General features: G+C 43.7%; 13 protein-coding genes, 7 tRNA genes and 4 pseudogenes. 4 read left to right on the forward strand and 20 right to left on the reverse strand.

The window, feature by feature from the left end; translation table 11 throughout:
- Positions 1-197: 197 nt before the first annotated feature.
- The 11 genes from rplL to A4A68_RS01655 form a co-directional block, all read right to left on the reverse strand.
- Positions 198-560 carry a 50S ribosomal protein L7/L12 gene (gene rplL, locus A4A68_RS01605; RefSeq protein ID WP_067565824.1) on the reverse strand — a complete coding sequence of 121 codons (363 nt, stop codon included), beginning with the start codon at positions 558-560 and terminating at the stop codon, positions 198-200.
- 59 nt (positions 561-619) lie between these two features.
- A complete protein-coding gene (gene rplJ, locus A4A68_RS01610; protein ID WP_067565827.1) occupies positions 620-1117 on the reverse strand; it encodes a 50S ribosomal protein L10 in 498 nt (165 codons plus the stop codon).
- Between the two features lie 226 nt (positions 1118-1343).
- Entirely contained in the window at positions 1344-2048 is a 705-nt protein-coding gene (gene rplA / locus A4A68_RS01615; RefSeq protein ID WP_067565830.1) for a 50S ribosomal protein L1, read from the reverse strand.
- 1 nt (position 2049) lies between these two features.
- A complete protein-coding gene (gene rplK / locus A4A68_RS01620) occupies positions 2050-2478 on the reverse strand; it encodes a 50S ribosomal protein L11 (RefSeq protein WP_067565833.1) in 429 nt (142 codons plus the stop codon).
- A 118-nt stretch (positions 2479-2596) separates the two neighbouring features.
- Entirely contained in the window at positions 2597-3142 is a 546-nt protein-coding gene (gene nusG, locus A4A68_RS01625; protein ID WP_067565836.1) for a transcription termination/antitermination protein NusG, read from the reverse strand.
- Position 3143: 1 nt separating this feature from the next.
- Complete coding sequence (gene secE / locus A4A68_RS01630) at positions 3144-3527, reverse strand: preprotein translocase subunit SecE (protein ID WP_067565840.1); 384 nt, start codon at positions 3525-3527, stop codon at positions 3144-3146.
- Between the two features lie 916 nt (positions 3528-4443).
- Positions 4444-5628: an elongation factor Tu gene (gene tuf, locus A4A68_RS01635; RefSeq protein ID WP_067565843.1), complete on the reverse strand. Its 1185-nt coding sequence runs from the start codon at positions 5626-5628 to the stop codon at positions 4444-4446.
- A gap of 110 nt (positions 5629-5738) precedes the next feature.
- A tRNA-Thr gene (locus A4A68_RS01640) sits at positions 5739-5814 on the reverse strand.
- Positions 5815-5818: 4 nt separating this feature from the next.
- A tRNA-Gly gene (locus tag A4A68_RS01645) sits at positions 5819-5893 on the reverse strand.
- Between the two features lie 169 nt (positions 5894-6062).
- A tRNA-Tyr gene (locus A4A68_RS01650) sits at positions 6063-6144 on the reverse strand.
- Between the two features lie 8 nt (positions 6145-6152).
- Positions 6153-6225: transfer RNA gene (locus tag A4A68_RS01655), tRNA-Thr, on the reverse strand.
- Positions 6226-6577: 352 nt separating this feature from the next.
- Between A4A68_RS01655 and A4A68_RS03555 the strand changes: the two are divergent.
- Positions 6578-7299 (forward strand): annotated as a pseudogene (locus A4A68_RS03555) (hypothetical protein).
- A gap of 373 nt (positions 7300-7672) precedes the next feature.
- Here A4A68_RS03555 and A4A68_RS03690 read toward each other — a convergent pair.
- From A4A68_RS03690 to A4A68_RS03695, 4 genes and pseudogenes are all read right to left on the reverse strand, one after another.
- Positions 7673-8471: pseudogene (locus A4A68_RS03690) on the reverse strand (ornithine carbamoyltransferase); the annotation flags it as partial.
- Positions 8472-8961: 490 nt separating this feature from the next.
- Entirely contained in the window at positions 8962-11817 is a 2856-nt protein-coding gene (locus A4A68_RS01670; RefSeq protein WP_067565853.1) for a valine--tRNA ligase, read from the reverse strand.
- Between the two features lie 22 nt (positions 11818-11839).
- Positions 11840-12208: pseudogene (locus tag A4A68_RS03215) on the reverse strand (DNA polymerase III subunit chi).
- A gap of 152 nt (positions 12209-12360) precedes the next feature.
- Positions 12361-12806: pseudogene (locus tag A4A68_RS03695) on the reverse strand (M17 family peptidase N-terminal domain-containing protein); the annotation flags it as partial.
- A gap of 249 nt (positions 12807-13055) precedes the next feature.
- Here A4A68_RS03695 and lptF point away from each other — a divergent pair.
- Both lptF and lptG read left to right on the forward strand, forming a co-directional pair.
- Positions 13056-14141 carry an LPS export ABC transporter permease LptF gene (lptF, locus tag A4A68_RS01675; protein WP_067565856.1) on the forward strand — a complete coding sequence of 362 codons (1086 nt, stop codon included), beginning with the start codon at positions 13056-13058 and terminating at the stop codon, positions 14139-14141.
- On the forward strand, positions 14141-15211 hold the full coding sequence (gene lptG, locus A4A68_RS01680; RefSeq protein ID WP_067565859.1) for an LPS export ABC transporter permease LptG: 1071 nt from the start codon (positions 14141-14143) through the stop codon (positions 15209-15211). The genes lptF and lptG overlap by 1 nt, the downstream gene beginning before the upstream one ends.
- A gap of 352 nt (positions 15212-15563) precedes the next feature.
- Here the strand turns inward: lptG and glyS are convergent, their stop codons facing one another.
- The 5 genes from glyS to envC form a co-directional block, all read right to left on the reverse strand.
- Positions 15564-17636, reverse strand: coding sequence for a glycine--tRNA ligase subunit beta (gene glyS / locus A4A68_RS01685; RefSeq protein WP_067565862.1), 2073 nt, complete (start codon positions 17634-17636; stop codon positions 15564-15566).
- 1031 nt (positions 17637-18667) lie between these two features.
- Positions 18668-18744, reverse strand: a tRNA-Met gene (locus tag A4A68_RS01690).
- Between the two features lie 118 nt (positions 18745-18862).
- Positions 18863-18934, reverse strand: a tRNA-Gln gene (locus A4A68_RS01695).
- A 22-nt stretch (positions 18935-18956) separates the two neighbouring features.
- Positions 18957-19038 (reverse strand) — tRNA-Leu (locus A4A68_RS01700).
- Positions 19039-20279: 1241 nt separating this feature from the next.
- On the reverse strand, positions 20280-21575 hold the full coding sequence (gene envC, locus A4A68_RS01705) for a murein hydrolase activator EnvC (protein ID WP_067565865.1): 1296 nt from the start codon (positions 21573-21575) through the stop codon (positions 20280-20282).
- Between the two features lie 977 nt (positions 21576-22552).
- Between envC and pitA the strand changes: the two genes are divergently transcribed.
- Positions 22553-24115, forward strand: coding sequence for an inorganic phosphate transporter PitA (pitA, locus tag A4A68_RS01710; RefSeq protein WP_067565868.1), 1563 nt, complete (start codon positions 22553-22555; stop codon positions 24113-24115).
- Positions 24116-24424: the final 309 nt, after the last annotated feature.

Here is a 24424-nt window from a genome sequence, read left to right on the forward strand (position 1 = left end):
TTATTATTGAATCATTTCGCTGAACTTTTCTAAACCTGGAAGACATCAGCAAGCGATGCAGAATATTAAGTCGTCGATGGAAAATATCGAAGTAATCAGTGACTCAATGGTGCCTAATCCCTACAGACAAAAAGGCTGATGACGACCTAAAAGTCACCAGCCACTAGCCTAATTCAGGCTGTAAATTTAAAGGTAATTTATTTAACCTCAACAGAAGCGCCTGCTTCTTCAAGGACTTTCTTCAGTGCATTGGCGTCATCTTTACTCACACCTTCTTTCAAGGTGGCAGGTGCGGATTCAACCAAGTCTTTAGCTTCTTTTAAGCCAAGACCAGTAGCGCTACGCACAGCTTTAATGACAGCAACTTTATTTACGCCGATTGCGCTCAAAACAACGTTAAACTCAATTTTTTCTTCTTCAGAGTCAGCTGAGCCACTTGCAGCAACGGAAACAGAGGAAGAAACGCCGAACTTTTTCTCCATCATGGAGACCAATTCAACCACGTCCATGACAGACATTTTGGCAACTGCGTCTAAAATTTTTTCTTTAGTGATAGACATAACAAGTGTTCCTAGTATTTATGTACTTGCAAGCAATTGCATTAGGATAAAGACGGCGATTATCCCGTTTCTTTCCGATTTTGCATTGCAGCCAGCGTGCGGACCAGTTTACCTACAGAGGCATCCTTCATAATCGACATCAGTCGTGCGATTGCTTCTTCGTAAGTTGGCAGAGCAGCTAAAAAGTCGATCTGCGACGCTGATATTACTTCGCCTTCAAAGGCTGCAGCTTTAACTTCAAAATTAGCATTGTCTTTAGCAAAAGACTTAAATAAACGAGTGGCCACACCCGGGTGTTCATGAGAAAATGCAATCATAGTTGGCCCGACAAACGCATCTTTCAGGCATTTGAAAATAGTACCTTCAACGACACGTTGCATCAACGTATTGCGAACAACACGCATGTGAACACCGGCTTCACGACCTGCTTTGCGCAGTTTAGTCATTTTATCTACCGGTACACTACGGAAACTTGCAACAACGGCAGATATAGCGTCTTTGGCTACTCCGCTGACTTCATCAACAATCGCTTGTTTGTCTTGAAGATTTAATGCCACTAATTTGTACTCCTGGATTTGACCCGGGTATCCCGGAACTCACTTCATACACTATCACAGCAACGGTAAGCGTTGACATATGGTGAACAAAATACAGCAAATAAATAAGTACTTCTACTACTTTCTGTCTCCGGCAGAGGCTTTAATATGCCCAAAAAAGAAACCTTCCCGATAAAACTTTGAGCGTTGGATTTTAGACAAACCTAACGCCTTCGTAAAGTAATAATTAAGCGGTTGTAGCAAATAGGACCCCTTGATCTATTGCAATACCTGGTCCCATAGTGGTGGACAGGCTGACTTTTTTGATATAAACGCCTTTAGCTTGCATTGGTTTAGCTTTTTTCAGCGCGACTAGTATAGCTGCTAGGTTTTCTTTCAATTTGTCAGACTCAAAATTCGCTTTACCAATAGTGGTGTGGATGATTCCATTTTTATCGTTGCAATAGCGCACTTGACCGGCTTTCGCGTTTTTAACCGCGTCAGCAATATTCGAAGTTACAGTGCCGACTTTCGGGTTGGGCATTAAGCCTCGTGGACCGAGAATTTGTCCTAGATGACTGACAATGCGCATCGCGTCAGGAGAAGCGATAACTACGTCGAAATTCAATTTTCCCTTTTTGACCTGATCTACTAGATCATCCATGCCTACAAGGTCTGCACCGGCGGCTTTCGCTGCTTCCGCGTTGGCACCTTGAGTGAAAACAGCGACACGTACGCTGCGACCCGTGCCGTGCGGCAGCACAGCAGCACCGCGGACGTTTTGATCTGATTTACGGGCATCGATGCCAAGATTGATGGCGACGTCGACGCTTTCAATGAATTTGGCAGTGGCGAGTTCTTTCAGCAGCGCTACAGCTTCGCTGATATCGTATTGTTTGCTAGAATCAACTTTATCGCGGATGACGCGCATGCGCTTAGTCAGTTTGGCCATTTTAACCCTCCACTACCAAGCCCATAGAACGTGCAGTGCCCACAATAGAGCGGGACATTGCGTCCATATCGGCACCGGTCATATCATCTGCTTTGGTCTTCGCAATTTCACGGATCTGTTCAGTAGTCACTTTACCGACTTTGTCTTTATTTGGATTACCGGAACCGGATTTGATGCATGCAGCTTTTTTCAGCAATACGGCGGCTGGCGGAGTTTTGGTCACGAAAACAAAAGAGCGGTCTGAATACACAGTAACAACAACCGGAATCGGCAGCCCTTTTTCAATGTTCTCAGTTTTAGCATTATAGGCTTTGCAGAATTCCACAATGTTAACGCCATGCTGACCAAGGGCCGGGCCTATCGGTGGACTCGGATTTGCCATGCCTGCAGCAACCTGCAACTTGACATAGGCTTGTATTTTCTTAGCCATGTCATTTCCTCGAATTGGTGCTAGCGCCGTTAACGTAAGGCTCTAGGTCTTATACGTAAAAACGCATCAAAAAGAAAACGCGGAATTATAAATTAATTTCTTGCCTAAAGCAACCATGTTAACCTTTTTCGACTTGACCGAAATCTAATTCTACCGGTGTAGCACGACTAAAGATCGAGACCGACACCTTCAATCGACTTTTTTCGTAATCTACCTCTTCCACGCAGCCATTGAAATCAGCAAACGGACCATCGTTAACGCGCACCAGCTCGCCCGGCTCAAAAAGGGTTTTCGGTCTTGGCTTGTCGCCAACCTGCTGTAGTCGACTCATAATAGCGTCGACTTCTTTATCGCTAATAGGCGCAGGCCGCTCCGAGGTTCCGCCAATAAAACCCATAACGCGCGGTATGCTACGTACAAAATGCCAGCTTGTGTCGCTCATCGCCATCTCCACCAGGACGTAGCCCGGAAAAAACTTGCGTTCACTTTTATGACGCTGTCCGCCACGCATTTCAACTACCTCTTCTGTCGGTACTATAATTTTACCAAACAGCTCTTTCATATCATGAAGATTAATATGTTCGCGAAGGGACTGAGCTACTCGTCCCTCAAAACCGGAAAACGCCTGCACAACATACCAGCATTTCTTTAGAACTTTGGGCATATTAGAACCTCAGACCAGTAACGAACGATACTACGCGAACTAGGATACCATCCAGTCCCCACAGAATCAGTGACATCACAGCGGTTACCGCAGCGACGATTAACGTAGTGCGTAAAGTTTCCTGACGGGTCGGCCAAATCACTTTACGTATTTCTGTACGTGCTTCACGTGCAAATGCAACAGTGGACTTGCCTTTTGTTGTCATCATGGCTACACCGATCGCGATAGCGATAATATGTACAACAGCCAGCGCTCGTAGCAGTAAATGGTAATGCTGGTAGTAATAATTACCGACGATAGCTACGACTAACAGAATCATGACGACTAACCATTTACCCGCTTCCAGACTGCGTCCGCTCTTTTGATTTTCGGTATTCGCACTCATAAAAAACCTGTTAGATAGGATTTAGACAAACAATTTCTCAGACCCGCAAAGCGCGTAAAATTACCAATTGAAGTATGCTCTGTATAAGCAACATTGTATAAGAACACTACCTAAAAGTTTTACATCTTAGAATAAGAATCTCTTTTATCAAAGATGATACTTTAAAATTTCAAAGTAATAGGTTTTTATCACGGAGTAAAGGGCGTTAAGTGATGCCCTGTAATCGGGTCGTAACTCAAATGTTCACGTTATATTTTAAAAAAAAATATATGGTAGCGTTATTTGTCCACGTTGAATCAAATTCGATGGAATTTGATGTAACAATCATTTGGCATCGAGAGCTTAACACTACATCTATTTGTCTGTTTAAAACGTTCCAATTACGTTATATGAGAGACACTTAGCAGATATACATTGTCGATATGACAATAAACAGTTTTAGATACAGAGATATCGCAAGATTATTGAGAATTATTACCTCAATATTGTTTTGCCATAAAAAATTATGCCAAAGTAGGATGCTGATATCGTTGGGCTTAATGCTGAAATACTTTTACATACGTAAAATGCTCAAAGTAAGCAAACTCACTCATATTTTTTATAATGAGCAACGTACAGGTGTCACAGAAATTAAGCTATTACAGCAAAGCTAACATAGCATGCTACATGACTCATGTATGACCCGTTTATAACGATCCTATGGTATACCAGTCATGTAGTAAGCATATTCATTAGGGTAAAGCGCATCGCTTTAATATTTTATTCGTAAAATATTTTCTTTTAAATGCTTTTCAAAATCAGCAATGGTCCATGACAAAACATTAAGCCCATACACTACTGTCAGTAACTCTAATTCATGCCCATTCACTGAACCGCATATTGCGTCGGAAAATATAATTCGACGACATTTCTCAGCTCAGGTAATAATTTTAGCAACAACGCCGGCGCCAACGGTACGACCACCTTCTCGAATCGCAAAACGCAGCCCGTCGTCCATGGCGATTGGTGCAATTAATTTAACAACCATCTTGATATTATCGCCAGGCATGACCATTTCGACTCCTTCAGACAGTTCAATAGTACCGGTCACGTCAGTCGTACGGAAGTAGAACTGCGGGCGGTAGCCCTTGAAAAAGGGCGTATGGCGGCCGCCTTCATCTTTACTTAAAATATAAACTTCTGCTTCAAACTGTGTGTGTGGCTTAATTGAGCCGGGTTTGGCTAGAACCTGACCACGCTCCACATCGTCACGCTTAATACCGCGTAGCAGAACCCCCACATTCTCACCGGCACGGCCTTCATCTAGCAGTTTACGGAACATTTCAACGCCGGTGCAGGTAGTTTTAATGGTGTCTTTAATACCGACGATTTCCACTTCCTCACCCACTTTGATAATGCCTCGCTCTACACGACCGGTAACAACGGTACCGCGTCCGGAAATTGAGAATACATCTTCAATCGGTAATAGAAACGGCTTGTCAATGACGCGTTCTGGTTCCGGAATATAGTTGTCCAGAGCTTCTGCCAGTTCGATAATTTTGTCGGTCCAAACTTCATCGCCTTCTAGCGCTTTCAACGCTGAACCGCGGATAACTGGCGTGTCGTCGCCAGGGAAGTCGTACTGAGATAGCAGTTCACGTACTTCCAATTCAACTAGTTCTAACAGTTCTTCGTCATCGACCATGTCACATTTGTTCATGAATACGACGATATACGGTACACCGACTTGGCGACCCAGAAGGATATGTTCGCGTGTCTGCGGCATCGAGCCGTCTGTCGCGGCAACCACCAAAATAGCACCGTCCATCTGCGCTGCGCCGGTAATCATATTTTTTACATAATCAGCATGTCCTGGGCAGTCTACATGCGCATAATGTCGGGTAGGAGTATCGTATTCAACATGCGATGTGTTGATGGTAATGCCACGAGCCTTTTCTTCCGGTGCGTTGTCGATTTGATCAAATGTGCACGCGTTCCCACCGTAAGTCTTGGCCAGAACAGTAGTAATAGCGGCGGTTAGAGTCGTTTTCCCATGGTCAACATGGCCAATAGTACCGACGTTAACGTGTGGTTTTGTGCGTTGAAACTTTTCTTTAGACATTCATTGTCCCTCTAAGACACAAATATATCGGTGATATCACCACATCAACCAGGCAACATGCCTGCTGAATTTGCTTTTTACAGAAAGGGCGCCAGGAGGAAGACTAGAAGTGGTGCTAATAGGCAGATTCGAACTGCCGACCTCACCCTTACCAAGGGTGTGCTCTACCAACTGAGCTATATCAGCACATTGGAGCGGGCAGTGGGAATTGAACCCACATCATCAGCTTGGAAGGCTGAGGCAATAGCCATTATACGATGCCCGCATCTTGAAACTCGGCTACCTGGTTCTATAAGAACATGCTTTTTGGACTGATGTTACACATCCTTGTCTCGCTTTACGCAACCCAAATCTTGGTTGAAGGTTCTTATCTGCCACTTGTTGAGCTTTATTGTTTTACAACAAAGTGTGTATCGTACTTGATACAAACTTTGTGATGGGGGAAGGATTCGAACCTTCGAAGTCTAAGACGGCAGATTTACAGTCTGCTCCCTTTGGCCGCTTGGGAACCCCACCAGATTTTGTGCCGACAGAAGGAGTTGAACCTTCGACCTACTGATTACAAATCAGTCGCTCTACCAACTGCGCTATGCCGGCATTAAGTGCTTGCATTCTAGATAGAGCAGATGCCTTATGCAACAAAAAAATCGCGTAATTTGCACTTTTGATTAAAAATTGCTCGATTGCACGACGGTATGCGCAAAACTAACGATTATTCATTTTTGAAGAAATGCAAGCTTATGCTTTCGCCGGCATGATATCGCTATCAGCGAAATAGTACATCTAGCGTAGTTCTGTTTACTTATCAAGAATCTACACCGATAACATCCATGGCAACGGTATCCGAGGGTTGCACATCAGCCCACAATTCCTCACTTGCGTCAGAAAAATATTCTACGCCTCTTGTCATTTTATGCCTTGAATAGAATGTACAACAAGCAGCTTCGTTATGATTAATAACGTACAATCTCCTTCACGCCATACTTATTCCACAACTTACCTGTGCTTCACCCGAAAACAGTGGCCACGTTGCGTTATTCTGTTCGTTGATTCTCAGAATCGGACACTGTTAAACTCAAAGGAATAAATGAAGATTTATCCCTTGAAGCAAGAAAGGAAATTTGTCTGCCGATGTCGCGTTTGCTCAACTTTTATATCAGTTCCAATCTGCACCGCCAGATCGTACTCAAGCAGTTCTTTGGTACCAACAAACAGATAACGTTATTCCCTATATTATCGACATTTCTGGTGGCGTAGCAGTAAAAAAAGTACACCACGGCGCGCGTACTACAAGGCGTTGTTGAGCTTCTTACCCTAAATACCGCACGGTAGAACTAGTCACGATTGACAATTTTTACATCCTACCGGAATCCTATAACATCCGCGATTTGTTGTCTTGAAAGCGATCTTTCATCTATGTCGATGCGCCTGAGACGTTATTACAAAACTAGTATATAAATAGTTTTTTAAAGTTTCTCCAGAGTCATCTTCTAATGCCGACTCCTATTTTACTGTTATTCTCAACTTTCCGAGAAAGAGATAGTTGCAGTCATCTTTGAAATTCATGGTCGTAATCTGCACTAAAACATTTTGACTACCTGCTATCTCGCAAATCTTATTTTTAGCAAAAGCACCAATCATTCGGTAAAGAGAGTCCAGCTACGAAAATAGGGTTGCCGAGACTGAGAAAGAGCACCTTACTCCGTTGCCGATATCGGAAACAGCGCTGTATCTTTACGATACCTACTAAACATGCTAATGCGTTTTGTCATTTATGCTACTCCGCTTATTTCGACAGATGTTCTCAAGCATAATATGTCATCGATCACCTTCCAAGCAGCAAAAGCTGGATACGGACAATCATAGCAACCCGAAGTAGACTTTTATCTTATCTGCCGATATCAAGTAATACTATTGTAAGTATAGACATCTATATCGTGATATTATTTCACAAGATAGTTTTGTGAGCATTTTACTGATAGTGATATTCGTTACATACCATCTGCGGCCTAGAGTCCAATGACCGCAGTTTATTGGTCACTGCCTACGACGCATAGATTACATAGCTGACGGTAGTGCGAGTGTCGCTATTATCCACAGCTTTGATCGTATACAGGCGATTTTCCGCCTGATTGAAGACCACGCTATGGCGGGACTAAAAAACCTCATTGGTTACTTCCATACCGATAAACAGGCCGTATTGTGTTGCTATCTGCGCGACAAATTTAGTCTGATTGTTATGAAACGCAGGAAAGTAGTGTCCCTTGTGGACTACCAGTTTGGTGAAACAAGTCCATTTTTACTTGATAGGCATGCAGCAGCGCGATATTTTCTTATCATGCCTCTTTGTCTCCCCTATGAGACCCATACATCGGTATAAACAAAGTCCACGGCTTTTATTCCGGCAACAATACCTTCAATCACGGTGATATCACCGCCGTTTTGTTGCACTAAACAGCAGCAGACAGTCACCAGCTCCTGATTTGGCCAACAGGCAACGGGACGACTAACCGCAAATCGAGATCGGTTAACGCCTCTGCCTCCAGCAGCGTGTTACCTATTTTATTGTTTGTATCTTCGATGTAAGCCAACTTCATTTGCTGAAAATCCTTTTCAGGTAAAGATTCCTCCATAGTTAGCAGATCAGCTAATAACTGAGTCGGATGAAACTCAGTTATCAGCCCATTCAACACTAGCACGCTAGCGTAGCGTGTGCTAGCATTTTAATATTTTTCTAGAATTCCGTCATATATGCGACTCAGTACTCTAGCAGTATCTTTAATGGATTCTTTATAACTAATTTGGCTTCCGCTTGGCTTCAAATAGGTCACGTGAGCGCCCTGTATATTTTGAACATTTCGATGGTAAAATAGATAAGATGACAAAGCCGACTCGGCACACCATACTGACTGTAGCAGTTAGCTGAAAAAGGGCATCAATTAGGCATGGGAAAGCTAGCTGTGTACAGCTTAAGGGCTAGCATTGCAGTTCAGAATGCGATAAAGCGCATCTGAATGCTCGCTAGATAAAGAAGACGCTTTATTACACAGCAAGTCGCCATGTTTTTATTACTGCTTAATGTAAATACACACTCACGTATTTTGTAGAGACCACGATCAACCTTTCGGTAATGCCTACTGTATTTTCATAATAACAGGCTATCTTTCCTATTCTTCGGTTTGTAGGTAACACTGTATGGCATACAACAGATGAAACCCAAACCTGTTGGGTGCTGATTCCAGCTAAGGCATGACGGCGTCTGATAATCCATGGCAGTCGATGAGTAACATGTGAGCATGCATAGTAATGCTTGCTCCCGTTGTGACATGCTCATTATAAACTAACGATAATCGCCTGTTGTTTTAGCAACCTCTCTCTAGATTGCTGATAACTTGCTAATTTCTTCCGCTCTTGCGCTATCACTACCTCCGGTGCGTGGCCAATAAAGCCTTCGTTAGCGAACTTGGCGGTAATACGATTGATTTCGCTGTCGATGCGCTCGATTTCTCTCTCCAAACGGTTCTGTTCGGTGTCTTTATCGACCAACCCCGCCAGTGGAATCAGCAATTCAGCACCGTCGATAATCTGGATGATGGAAACTGGCCCCTTATTGTCCGATGGCAGCAAGGTAATACTATCAAGCCGCGCCAAGGTGAGTATAAAATTTAGATTTTCTTTGACTCGACGCACTACTGTAGGAGACGCCTGGCGAAGTAGTACCGCCAGCGGCTTGGCTTTGGGGATGTTCATCTCGGCGCGAGTGGTACGCACTGCGATAATCGCTTGTTTGATCCATTCTAAATCAGTAAGCGCACTAGCATCCGCCAGCGCCGCATCGTAGGATGGAAACGATTGAAGCATCAAGGTGTCACCCAGGTTACCTGTTAGGGTTTGCACCTGCTGCCAGATGGTTTCTGTGATAAACGGAATAATCGGATGTGCTAATCGCAGCAGCGATTCTAGCACCGTAATTAGAGTATGGCGGGTACCGCGCAGCTCGGCTTCACTGCCGCTGCTCATTACCGGTTTGGTTAGCTCCAGATACCAATCGCAAAACTGGTTCCAGGTAAACGTATATAAAATGTTAGCTGCTAGATCGAAGCGATAATTATCCAGCGCTTCTCGGAACGTCTTCACCGTCTGATTAAACTCTGTCAAGATCCATCGATCCGCGAGCGACAACACTTTGTTACCATAGTGCAAACCACAATCCTGTTCCTCGGTGTTCATTAATACAAAACGGCTAGCATTCCACAATTTATTGCAGAAATTACGATACCCCTCTAGACGTTTCATGTCCCAATTAATATCACGACCGGTTGAGGCTAACGCTGCAAGCGTAAAACGCAGGGCATCAGTACCGTGCGGCTTGATGCCGTTGGGAAACTGTTTCTCAGTGCGTTTACGGATTTTGTTTGCCAGATGCGGCTGCATCATGTTTCCGATACGTTTTTGGATTAAATCAGCTAACGAGATACCATCTATCATATCCAGTGGATCAATGACATTCCCTTTGGATTTGGACATCTTTTGTCCTTCTTCATCGCGAATTAAACCGGTTATGCAGACTGTTTCGAAGGGGACCTGCGGCTTACCGTTGTCATCTTTGACAAGATGCATGGTCAGCATAATCATGCGCGCAATCCAAAAGAAAATAATGTCGAAGCCGCTTACCACTACGTTAGTGGGATGGAAAGTACGCAACGCATCAGTGTTTTCCGGCCAACCGAGAGTAGAAAAGGTCCAAAGTCCGGAAGAGAACCAAGTATCTAGAACGTCGTCGTCTTGGCGTAGCGTCACGTCATCTCCTAATTGATGCTGCTGACGTACTTCGTCTTCGTTTCGGCCCACATAAATCCGCCCTGCGGTATCATACCAGGCCGGTATACGACAACCCCACCACAGCTGGCGAGAAATGCACCAGTCCTCAATGTTGCGCATCCAGCTGAAATACATGTTTTCATACTGCTTCGGCACAAACTGAATCTCGCCCTTTTCTACTGCTTCTACTGCCACTTTTGCGAGAGGTGTTGTGTGGATGTACCATTGGTCGGTTAGCATCGGTTCTATGATTACGCCGCTGCGATCGCCGAAAGGAACGATTTGATCGTAGTATTTAACCTCGGCTAACAGGCCAAGACGATCGAATTCCTCCACGATTGCTTTGCGGGCGGTGAAACGTTCAAGGCCACGGAAAAGCGCCGGAATTTCGCCTGATACAACGTCGCTAACCTCGCCAAGAGTATTGAATACCTCGCCGTTCTGACGGATATTTCCGTCAAAAGTAAGGATGTTAATCATCAGCAGAGTGTGGCGTTTTCCGACCGCATAGTCGTTAAAGTCATGTGCCGGCGTAATTTTAACACATCCCGTACCTTTAGTTATGTCGGCGTACGTGTCGCCGACAATTGGGATGCGGCGGCCGACCAGCGGAAGAATGACAAATTGACCTATTAAATGGCGATAGCGCAGATCTTCTGGATTTACTGCCACACCGGTATCACCGAGCATCGTTTCCGGTCGCGTAGTGGCGACCACCAGATAATCTAAACCTTCGGCGGTACGCGCTCCATCAGCAAGGGGGTAATGCAGGTACCACATAGCGCCTTTCGACTCGCGGTGCTCTACTTCGAGATCAGAAATTACAGTGCATAATTTCGGGTCCCAATTCACCAGGCGTTTCCCGCGGTAAATTAAATCTTCTTGGTACAGGCGTACGAATACTTCTTTCACTGCGTTGGAAAGCCCTTCGTCCATGGTAAAACGCTCGCGTTCCCAGTCCACAGAGTTGCCAAGCCGGCGCATTTGATGGGTAATTGTGTCGCCGGATTGCGCTTTCCACTGCCAAATCTTGTCGATAAAGGCATGGCGGCCGTAATCGTGCCGGGTTTTGCCCTCTTCAACAGCAATTTTCCGCTCTACTACCATCTGCGTTGCGATGCCGGCATGATCGGTACCCGTTTGCCACAGAGTATTTTTGCCCTGCATACGCTGATAACGAATCAAGGTATCCATAATAGTCTGCTGGAAGGCATGCCCCATATGCAAGCTGCCGGTCACGTTGGGTGGGGGAATCATGATGCAATAACTATCCTGCAGGGTATTATTGTTCGGTTTAAAGTAGCCCTGCTGCTCCCAACGCTTATACAACGGCTGCTCGATATCTTTTGGATTGTATATTTTGTCCATGGATGCATCGTTAATCACTACATTACGGCACGGCCGTAATCAATTGAAAACTGACGTTGCGATATATTTTATAACGATCGCGCGCCAACTATTTTAAAGGATCTTCATCTGGGACGAAGTCTATCACTTCATAGAAAGCAGAAGCAAAATTCCGGTAGCAAGTTAATTAGTAGATCCCGTGACAAATTACCGCGTCGATGTGGCCAGCAAAGCTCTATCGGTGCACTGTAGTATGAACCTTTCCCCGCTAGGTTGTGAGGCGCAAACGCATTAGGGATTGTGTACCAATAGAGCATCATCAAACCTGATCGTTTGTATATCGTCTTCATAAGCGATAAGCTCCCGTTTTCCGCCATTGATTAGCCGCCAAATCGCAGGCAAGCTGTTTCATGACGGTCAACCATCGTTAATAGCATGTTGCTTGTGGAAAGTTGCGCCTTCATGTGCAGTTAAGTTAACAAAGGGTTACAGAAAACAGCGAACGGCAGCAATATCTTTTATGATTGCTTGTCACCGTTAAGTCCAGTGCAGTTAAACAAAATCGCGCGCGCCACTGTTCATCTCGCGTCGCGTTGGCACATTGAATACTATTTCGCGTAGCGATCGGCGTAGTTTGATTTTATTGCTTTCAGCTGATCGTATGTATAAAACGTCTCTTACGTCGTTTCACCACCTTTTAACGTGTAGATCTGTCAAAAAGCACACAGCCTACATGGAGCCCGATGTTATTCAGCGTTTGATAGTTTTGTTAATGACCGCTTATATTGTCATTCATCTGGTTCGCGCTCTTTACCGCAGCCGATAAGCTCGTTCAAACAATACATTCGAAATATGCTTCAAAAGCAGCGTTTGGCGGACTACCTTGTCTTCTAATGCACCACGGAGCAGCAGCATACTGATATATAACCATCGCTAATTTTATCGAGTTGTTCGATAATTAGAGGCAAACAACGTGGCTCAGATACCCCTCGATACAGGCTATACGTTATTTTTCTAAGCTACTACTTCTATATTTAACTTGCTATACACTCTCCTAAAAGACAAAGATGTCATTTAAGAAAAATAACCTTTCCGTCACCGTCTCGCCTTTATATTGGCTATATGTATTAATCTGGATGACGCAAAGGACTTAGTGTTGTTATGTTTTATCTAGCGATCGAAGTGACTATTGATCCGTATTAATAAAAGATAAGTAATGAAATCATTCCTCTAAAAACAAGTTTTAAGGCGAAATAAGCGTGATAATCACTAGATATCTTATTCGGGAGACTCTTAAAAGTCAGTGCGCCATTCTATTCATCCTGTTTGTGATTTTTTTCTGTCAAAAGCTGGGGCGAATCCTAGGTGCAGTCGTGAATGGTGATATCCCGATTAACCTGGTTTTATCTTTACTCAGCTTTGGTGTGTCTGAAATGACGCAACTAATCTTACCCCTGAGTCTCTTTTTAGGATTGTTGATAACTTTGAGCCGTATGTATATCGGAAGCGAAATTATAGTTATGCACGCCTGCGGGTTAAGCACAAGCACATTGATCCGTGCGGCTCTGTTACTTAGCCTATTTACCGCAATACTGGCGTCGGTAAACGTGGCATGGCTATCACCCTGGTCGTCGCACCATCAGGATATGATTATATCAGAAGCTAAAGCTAATCCTAGCATGGCAGCGTTGGTCAAGGGGCAATTTAAATCGGCAGAAAACGGCAATTCAGTGCTATTCGTTGGCAACGTTAAAGATAAAGGTTTTGAACATTTGTTCCTCGCACAGCTTAAGCCAAACGGCAGTGCACGTCCTTCCGTGGTAATGGGGAATAGAGGTCATATGAGTCAGCGGCCGGATAGATCGCAACTGGTTATTTTGGATAGAGGCACTCGCTATGAAGGAACCGCACTGCTTCGCGATTTTCGCATTACTGATTTTACACAATATCAGGCGATTATCGGTCACAAGGCAGTAGAAGTAGATGGCACCGACGCTGAACAGATGTCGTTGCGCCAACTATGGCACTCCGGAAACGCTGAAGCGCATGCTGAACTGCATTGGCGATTGACGCTGGTAGTCTCAGTGTTGATTATGGCGATAATGGTCGTGCCGCTTTCAGTAGTCAATCCAAGACATGGACGGTTGCTTAGCATATTGCCTGCTATGTTGCTGTATCTGATTTTCTTCCTACTACAAAACTCGTTACGTGTCAACGGCGCCAAAGGCAAGCTTGATCCGATGCTGTGGATGTGGATAATCAATGTCGCTTATCTGGCGCTGTCGCTAGTACTAAATTTATGGGACAGCGTACCGGCAAGAAGACTTCGAAGAAGTTTACATTAATGTTTAGTGTGTTAGATCGCTATATCGGTAAAACGATATTCAATACCATCATGATGATCCTGTTCATTCTGGTATCACTATCGAGCATTATTAAATTCGTTGAACAACTGCGCAAAGTTGGCCAGGGCGGCTATTCAACGCTAGGCGCGTGGTTGTTTACCCTGCTCAGTATATCCAAGGATATTGAGCTTTTTTTCCCGATAGCGGCGCTATTAGGCGTGCTTCTTGGGCTGGGTTCGCTGGCGACACATAGTGAACTGACGGTAATGCAAGCGTCCAGTTTCAGCCGTATACAGGTGGTTGGCTCGGTGATGAAAACCGCTATTCCTCTGGTTCTTCTGACTATAGCTATCGGTGAGTGGGTAGCGCCGGCAGGTGAGCAAATGGCTTACAATTATCGTACTCAAATGATTTACGGCAGCTCTATGATTTCAACCCAGAATGGGCTGTGGGCCAAAGACGGTAATACTTTTATTTTCATCGAGCGAGTAGTGGACAGCAATGAACTGGCCGGGGTTAATATTTATCATTTTGATAACGCGGAACGGCTAAAATCATTGCGCTATGCTGCTACGGCTACGTTTAGCAACGATCGTTGGAAATTGTCACAGGTAAATGAGTTAGATTTGACTGACAACAAGCAAATCACCTTTAAACAAATCTTAAACGGCGAATGGAAGACTAATCTTACGCCAAATAAACTGGAAGTTGTCGCGCTAGAGCCGAATTCGCTGTCCATTTCTGGACTGTACAATTATGTTAATTATCTTAAGAAAAACGGGCAGGAATTTAACCGTTGCCAGCTAAATATGTGGAAAAAGATTTTCTCACCGTTCTCGGTAGCGGTGATGATGCTCATGGCTTTGTCGTTTATTCTCGGACCGCTACGCAGCGTTTCTCTTGGAGTAAGAGTACTTACAGGGATAAGTTTCGGATTCTTTTTTTACGTTTTAGATCAAATCTTTGGACCGCTGAGTCTATTCTACAACATACCACCTGTGTTCGGAGCATTGATACCTAGCATGATATTTCTCATTATTAGCATTGTCATGCTGTTACGACATCGATGAGGCACTCGATATTACCTAGCAAGGCCTGTTATGATTCAGGCCTAAGGCAGATAGATAGAGCGACATCGCGAAGGATAACAGATTATTTTTTAACGCAGTGTTTTGGGTTTTAAACATGCTCTCTCTATGGAAATCTGTTGATTAATTATAGCGTCATAAATTAACGCTAAATCAGCAAGCTGTATTTGAAAACATTTCAACTTTATTTTCGCTATCGAAACACTCAGCCATACATGTATGTAATTGTGTCAAATGCTTTGCTCGCAACAAACCATTCGCTTTTCAAAATTAAACACGACATACACTTATATGCTGCTTATCTGACTAGCAAAAACCGTTAGCAATGCGTAGCCTATTGCAATAGTGAGATATCCGCGACCTGCAAAAATAACTTACGCAGTTGTACAAGCAATGTTAAACGGTTAATCCGAACCTGTGGATTATCCGCCATCACCATAACGCCATCAAAAAAAGCGTCCACCGGTTCCCGCAGAGAGGCTAGCGCTAGCAGCGTGTCCTGATAGCGACCAGCTTCAAATAGCGGTTTTAGTTTTCTGCGCAACACCACCAAATGATTTGCCAAGGTAATTTCCAGTGGATCCAGCAGCACTGATACCTGAAAGTCCTCATGGATTAGACCGTCAGCTTTAGCTAGTATGTTTGATACTCGTTTGTTAGCTGCTGTCAGTGATGCAGCTTCCTCCAGGGTGCGAAAATAGCTTACTGCGCGTACCCGAGCATCGAAATCCGCCGGACGAGTCGGACGTCGTGCTAGAACCGCTTGGATAGTATCGACGCTATGTCCCTGCTCCTGGTACCAGGAAGGAAAACGACCGAGCATAAAATTGATGATGTCATTTATCACGGCATTATTGGTCAGTTTCTCGCCGTAGAGACGTACTGCTTCTTCCGTTAGTGTCTGCAGGTCGAGCGTCGCAAGCTTTTTTTCCACAATAATACGTAACACACCGAGCGCGGCACGGCGCAGGGCGAAGGGATCTTTATCTGGTTTAGGATGCTGACCGATGCCAAAAATACCGGCAAGCACATCCATCTTATCGGCAATAGCAACTGCGCAAGACACCAACGTTGTGGGGAGCACATCTCCGGAAAATCGCGGCTGATATTGCTCTTTTTGCGCCAAAGCCACCGTTTCCGACTCTCCGTCGTGACGAGCGTAATGCATACCTATTACGCCTTGAGTATCGGCAAATTCGAATACCATATTAGTCATCAGGTCGCATTTAGACAACAGCCCAGCGCGGGCAGCCTGGGGTACATCCGCGCCAATCTTCCCAGCAATCCAAGACGCCAGAGCTTCGATCCGAACACTTCTGTCACGGAGCGTACCGAGTTGTTTTTGAAACAACATCGTATTTAACTGAGGCAGGCGATCTTCCAGCCGCTGCTTTCGATCAATATTAAAAAAGAACTCTGCATCAGATAAGCGTGAACGCACGACCTTTTGATTTCCGGCGATAATCTGCCAAGGAGATTTCGACTCGATATTTGCCACGAAAATAAAGTGCGGAAGCAGGTTACCTGCTGCATTGTAAACTGGGAAATATTTTTGGTCACACTTCATGGTACAAACCAGCGCCTCTGCCGGCACCGATAAAAACTTCTCTTCAAAACTGGCAGTCAATACTACTGGCCATTCCACTAGAGAAGTAACTTCTTCCAGAAGGGCTTCGTTCAGATCGGCTGTGCCGCCTAAACGTTTGGCAGTCGCTTCCACATTTTGGCGAATGTTTTCTTTACGCTGTAAATAGTCCGCCATCACTCGGCCTCGATCTAACAACACCTGCGGATACTGATCAGCGTGCTCCAGGCTGATTTCCCGTTCGCCCATAAAACGGTGACCACGCACAACGCGATCAGCCTTAATGCCAAGGATATTACCCGCAATGACTCTATCGTTTAGCAGCAGTGTTACGGTGTGTACCGGTCGGATGAATTTGGATTCATGATTCCCCCAACGCATTATTTTCTGAATCGGCAGTTTGTCCAGCGCGCGGCTGACTATAACGCACAGTAGCTCTTGCACCGGCAACCCCTTTACGCGAGCGCGATAAACTAGCCATTCTCCTTTATCGCTTGCAAAGCGTTCGGCCTGTCTGACCGTAATGCCGCAGCTGCGCGCCCAGCCTTCTGCCGCTTTGGTGGGATTGCCGGCGGCGTCAAACGCTTGTGCGATGGCGGGGCCACGTTTTTCCACATTGATGTCAGCTTGTGCACCACCGAGTGCGGTGATTTTGACCGCCAGTCGGCGAGGAGAAGCAAACCAGCTGACTGCGCCGTGGCGCACCTTAGTCGTATCGAGTGTAGCGCTAATACAGGAAGCAAATGCTTCAGATAACACGCGCAGCATCTTGGGCGGCAGCTCTTCTGTGCCAATCTCTACCAGAAAAGTGTGTTGCGTCATAGCTGACTCTTAGTTTTCATTTTTTGCACACCGGAAATCCAACATTTCGAATGAAGCATACTAGGTTTTCTCATTACAGCCTTAGTCAACCTGTGGATTCAAAGGAGATAGCGTGGCCCTCCTCCATAACCGAAATGTATTTGCAAGTGTTGAGCAGATTAAAGCTCTGCTTTCAGAATGCCTTATAGGTCGACAAGACCGTAAGTAGTACGATCCAACATCTCATTGCTTACATTAATAAACTCTCTCCACCAATCTACTACAAATAAGTAATATTGTGTCACTTTTATACTGTGTAACCAGACAGTTCAACCCATCCACTAGGCGCTCAATGTTATGTTTCCGGTTGCTCTCCACGAAACAAATACCTTGAATAGTGAAATTCAAGCCAATCGCTCTTAACGAACCGAAATATAATTTCTGAATATTATCTGGCGAAGCTTTGACTATAAGCGGGAACTAATAGTAAAAATGTTACAGTCAGTTGGACTTGTTACCATAGCGTCCATCTTTTGGATAATGTCGTACACAGCACTAATAAGTTTATAACAAAGTGCAGATAGGTTAACTGACGCCAATAGCCATTCAGCGACTAAGTGCAAATATACAGCCAAGATCTGGCAACAACTGCAGATATATGCCGCAAATTTAATCAAAAATGTCAGCGCCGCGTTAACTCAGGAGGCTCATAACGCCGATTTAATGATGGTCATATACCATTCAATAGATCTTATCTTAAAAAAATTGTTCGTCTGCTTCACGTTAATCTCTAATTGATAAAGAAAATACTCTTGCAGATTTCAGGCTATAGAAAAAATCATATGAGATAGTGAAGATTTTGCTATTAACGATATATATGATTAAGTTAAGTAAGGCGTCATCAACTTAATGTACTGACTTTATTGTCAGTGTTTCTTAGCGAGTTGGCTGAATGCAAGATTCACTCAGTGATTCGATAACCGGTGTGCAAGTTACGCGGTAAAGAGGCTGTTTATGCAACTACCTTACCGCTTTGGTGATACCTCAAAATATGGTGGCTACGACGGGAATCGAACCTGTGACCCCAGCATTATGAGTGCTGTGCTCTAACCAGCTGAGCTACGCAGCCATATCTTAACTAACTACTTTACAATAAATTGCGATATAGAGAATGTTATTTAGTTAGAACTCTCGGCTGTTCCCTGGAAACAGGGAGACTAATGCCTGATTATATCCACGCAGTTGAACTGGGGTACCAGGATTCGAACCTGGGAGTGGCGGGATCAAAACCCGCTGCCTTACCGCTTGGCTATACCCCATTTGCTATTCACCGAACGAGAGTGCGGGAGGCGAGACTTGAACTCGCACACCTCGCGATGCTAGAACCTAAATCTAGTGCGTCTACCAATTCCGCCACTCCCGCAAAATACACAAGCTACGATACAACCTTAACATTATCTAACTAGCTGAGCTACGCAGATAACTTTCCATATGATCTATATACTGAATTGCGAATTATATTATGCGAAGTTGGCGAATTTCAGTCAACCTTTTTTCGCTTTGGGTCAATAGGAAAGATTGCCAAAATGGCACCCCTTGATCAGCATAATAAAGAACGTCCGGCGAAAGCATGCTTAACGCCGGCGCCCCACAGAAACGAGGTTCTCATAACGATTTACCATCATGCCTTTAGCATTGCTAATCGAAAGCCAATATCTACGTCCTGTGACTATGAAGTCAGGTTAGGATTACGTCCGAGACACTCAATAGGACGTCGTGTACGCTTACTGTGTAACAAGAGAAATCGTCCATTTATTGAACAATGCGATGGCCTTATTGAAGGAGCAGGCAACAGACAGGATTTTAATACACACTCCTCAACGTTTAGTAGCAAAATAGCTCAAAATTTTCTAATATGGTATCTTCTTTTGACGTCTGCATTTTATAAGAAACGCGGCAGTGGTGTTGCCAACTGTTAAGTGTTAATTTCCTCTGTGATAACAATTTGCAGGCTGTTAATCTTGATGTATCTTATACTGTCAAAACACTGTTCCTTCTGTTGACAGCCAACGCTCTTCTAAAAATAATTGGCAAAGTACTTGCTAGTATGTATTTCTAAATTTTTACATATTGTGTCCTGTGGTTAAATACTGCATCCTGAGTGCAGGATAAGCATGGTTATTTCCTTTTGGACAAGAGCAAGGATTCTCTTTTAATATCAGGTCAGCATCTTCCTTTGACGTAATGTCTCGTTCATTTTGTGAAGTGCTCGATAGCGCAAATACAGTTGGAAACTTTTTTAAATTACCGCTTCGAGTTAAGTTCCTGACGCCGAATCAGCATCACATAAGATTCTGTTAGCTTACTACAATGACATCAGATAATATTCTATTCTATATGTATTTTAAAATAATAAAAGGATTAAACTGGTAAATTTAAACCATGAATCTAGACGCTATAGAAGTTATTAACTGATTAATAACTTGAAGATAGTATTCTGCCATTTATTAAGTCTTGTTAAAATTGACTCGTAATATAATAGGATAAATTTATGTACTTACATCAGACGTTTTTCTCATAAAGCCTTTTACTTTTCAAAAATCAAAAAAAAGATGCATGACAAAATTATCGATTAGCAAATATAATAACTCATTATAACAGCTTTTACTGTTTTAGCCAAGGTATGGGATTGACCGCCTGGCCCTGACGGCGAATTTCAAAATAAAGCGACGACGTGCCATGACTACTGTTAGCCCCGACCAGTGCAATAGGTTGCCCAGCTTTGACCTGATCTCCGACGTTAACCAACGCGCTTTGATTATAACCATATAGACTCATATCACCACTACCATGCTCGATAACAATCATTAGGCCGTAACCTTGTAGCCAGTCGGCCATCAGCACACGGCCGGCAGCAATAGTCTTCACTATTCTACCTTTTGGCGCTGCAATAACTAGTCCTTTATAGCGCAATTCGCCTTGCTGCAGTTCGCCAAAACGATGTAGCATGCGGCCCCGCACAGGCCAAGAATCCTGCCCTGTCGGTTGATTAAGTCCACCAATGTGGGAAACCAACGCACGCTTGCTTGTACTAAGTTTATAGGTACTACCGTAATTATTTTCTTGATTTTCTAATCTTCCCATGCGCTGCACCTTATGCTTTTCCTGTTTCGCACAGGTTTGTGCTTTTCGATTAGTGCAGGTGATAGTATCGCGTAATCGTCCCTTGTTTTGATAAATTTCCACTAAGCGTCGTTTGTTTTCCACGATAGATGAATGTAGGTGATTCAAGGTTTGTTGACATGCGGAACGGATACTTTGCAAAGTTTGTTGTTGCTTTTTTTGAAAGTGTAGCACTTGCTGCTGTTGTTGTTTCTGTTGTTGTTTTCGCTTTCGCTTCGTCAGAAAATCGATCCGGTTTTGCCGCAGGTCATTAATGGTTTTGGTGCGTACTTCGCTTAAGTAATTGAAATAGGCTAGAATACGTTCGTTGCGCAGGCTTTCTTCGTTATTGAAAATTAATGGCAGTTCGGAGTATCGTCCATAACGAAAAGCGGCGTTCAATTGCTGCGCTAGTAATTTCTGCTGCGCAGCTTGAGGGTTTTGTAAATGATGCATGGAACGTGTGAACTTATCAATATTACTTTGTAGTGTTTCTAGGCTACGCTGTGTATCCCGTAAGGCATAGGTCGAATGAACAATAGACTGTATTTGTTCTTGTAACTGGCTGAGTAAATCAGCGTGTTGTTTTTGCTGCTGAACGTTTTTTTCTTTGGCTAAAATAGATTGTTGCGCCGTTTTAAGCTGTTGTTTGTCATCCACATTGTGACCTTCAGCGGACAATGGCAGAATTGCGGCGCAAAACATGCTGACAAAAAGATAAAACCTGAATCCAGTGACGCGATACTGAGCACTTGCACGCGTAGGACATGGGTATTTTAAGGGTGCCTGTTTCCTCATGGCGGCGATTATTTCACGTTGAATAGCGGTTTACTAGTCATCTATTAGATGCATTGTCACTCAATGGAAATATTGTAAGTATTCTTGGCATTTTATATTAGGAGATATAACATTATTTGGTTGTGACCGAAAGTTACTAACAGTAGTATATGGTCACATGCTACTCAATGATCTTGTATCGTTTCTGATTTTATGTTGAAAACTCCAGTGGAGCTTAGTCTCCTTTCTTACTATATTGACTAATTAAGTTTTGCCATTGATTATATAAATAATATGTCAAATTTGATTAAAATATTAATTATTTCTGCAGCATCTGTGCATATCTAGTTTGAAAGTTAAACTTTCATAGATAAGAATTTTAGTATTAGGCCTGATCCTATCGGCAACTTGTTTGGTAAAATTTTTTCAATGTAACCAGAACAGTATTGAGAGCATTTCGGGTGAAAGTGAAGCTGAAACTTTTCTAATATCATTAGTAGATACTCTTAAACATCAAACTTCGTCAGCTTCATTACAACAAAATTTGATAACATCAATCTTTGTCATGTCAATTTTCAAATAAAGGATTGACAATCAATAAATTTAAGTTATGACAGAAATATATAAACACGGAAATTATTAATGCTGTTAATGAACATAACATATTCTTTTACACGACTGATGTATAGATCGTTCATCAGATTTTGTGGAATAATGTAAACACTCAACTAATAAAGTCGCGTTACTTAAATTTACGTATTTATATCAAATTTTTACTTATAAACCATTTTCTCTTCAAAATGAGTCTAACTGGACAAGCCTATGGTAACAAAATACTGGATTAAGTAAAAACGTATCTTGCTGTATTTGCAAGTTTACAGAAATAAATGCATGCTTGTCGGCGGCAAAATATTAAAAGGTCATATTTTCCTTTTTCCCCGCCCTTCTTGTCGCAGATAATGCGACCCGTTCATGTCCAAATAATGGCGTAACCCCCTATGCTACATCTATTTACTGCCCTAGAATGTCATACTGGTTTAATGTTGGCTCTTACATTAATTTTTGTTCTGGCTTATGAAGCCATTAACGGCTTTCATGATACGGCTAACGCCGTGGCAACTGTCATTTACACTCGAGCACTACGCTCCCAACTGGCGGTCGCCATGTCTGGAATATTTAATTTTCTCGGTGTTCTAATGGGTGGCTTGAGCGTGGCTTATGCTATCGTCCATCTCTTGCCAACTGATCTCTTGCTCAATGTCAGTTCAGCTTACGGTCTTGCAATGATGTTTTCTATGCTTTTAGCAGCAATTTTCTGGAACCTGGGCACCTGGTATTTTGGCCTGCCCGCTTCCAGCTCGCACACTCTTATCGGCGCAATTATTGGTATCGGCCTGACAAACGCGTTAGTAAGCAATAGCTCGCTAGTTCAAGCGCTTAATATTCCCAAATTGATTGAAATTTTCCTATCGCTAATTCTATCTCCGATAGTTGGTTTATTGCTGGCAGGCGCAATGGTGCTTGTTCTGCGCCGTTATTGGAGTAGCACAAAAAAGTGCTACCGCATTCATCTGACGCCGGCAGAGCGTGAAAAAAAAGACGGCAAGCGTAAACCACAGTTCTGGACGCGTGTTGCTTTGATTTTCTCCGCCGCCGGCGTAAGTTTTGCTCATGGAGCTGATGATGGGCAGAAAGGGATTGGACTTATTATGTTGTTACTGATAGGCGTTGCGCCGGCTGGATTTGTGGTAAATATGAATGCTAGCGGCTACGATATCAGCCGCACCCGCGATGCGGTGAATCATTTTCAGCAATATTATATGCAACATCCTGGCGCGTTTAGTCACGTGCTTAGTCAAGATGAACGACTTCTTCCTTCGTCTGAAGGACACGCCGTCTTCCTTTCCCCTATCAGCGCGCCGATAGAAAATAGCCAGAAGCGGATTCAAGGAGATGAGCCTTCACCACACGAGCCGCATTGTCACCTGTCTCAAACGCTGTCCGCCATTAATCGCGTATTGTTGTTATTAGACAATTTGAATAGCTATAAAACGCTTAACGCCGATCAGCGTTTGCACGTAAGACGCTTGTTGATATGTATTGCCGACACCGTTTATAAAGTAGCGAAGCTGCCTGAAACCGATTCTTCGGATAAGTGCTTTTTGAAGAACTTGCGCCGGGATCTACTGTATACAGTAGAGTATGCGCCGACATGGATCATTATCGCTGTAGCGCTAGCAATTTCGCTGGGAACCATGGTAGGCTGGCGCCGAGTGGCTACAACCATTGGCGAAAAAATCGGTAAGAAAGATATGACCTATGCCCAGGGCCTATCGGCACAGATAACAGCGGCAGTGTCCATCGGAGTCGCCAGCTATACCGGCATGCCAGTTTCTACCACCCACGTGCTGTCATCTGCGGTCACCGGCGCCATGCTAGCGGATGGCGGTGGCGTACAGGGAAAGACCGTGAAGAATATACTCTTGGGCTGGGTACTGACGTTGCCGGTAGCGATTTTTCTAGCCGGTAGTTTTTATTGGCTAGCGCTGAAATTGATTTAGCCGGCCGTCCGTATTATCTATCATCTACTGATAGATAACTAGAGTGATTAGTCTGTTATGATTAGACATACATAATGTGCCGGACAATATAAGTTGTTTACGCACACACTTACAACTACGGGACCGATTATATCATGCTATATTATCAAAGTGTGTACGATAAAACATAATAACAAACTATATTGGAGGCGGTAGTCACGAATTAAAATAGACATCAGTTGCTCTTGTTTTAAGCAAAATGCGTGAGAAAATAATTGTGTTGCCTTATAGTGTTATCATTCATCATTATAGTATTAATCTGAATGTACT

Source organism: Candidatus Doolittlea endobia (assembly GCF_900039485.1).
GTDB classification, from domain to species: Bacteria; Pseudomonadota; Gammaproteobacteria; order Enterobacterales; family Enterobacteriaceae; genus Doolittlea; species Doolittlea endobia.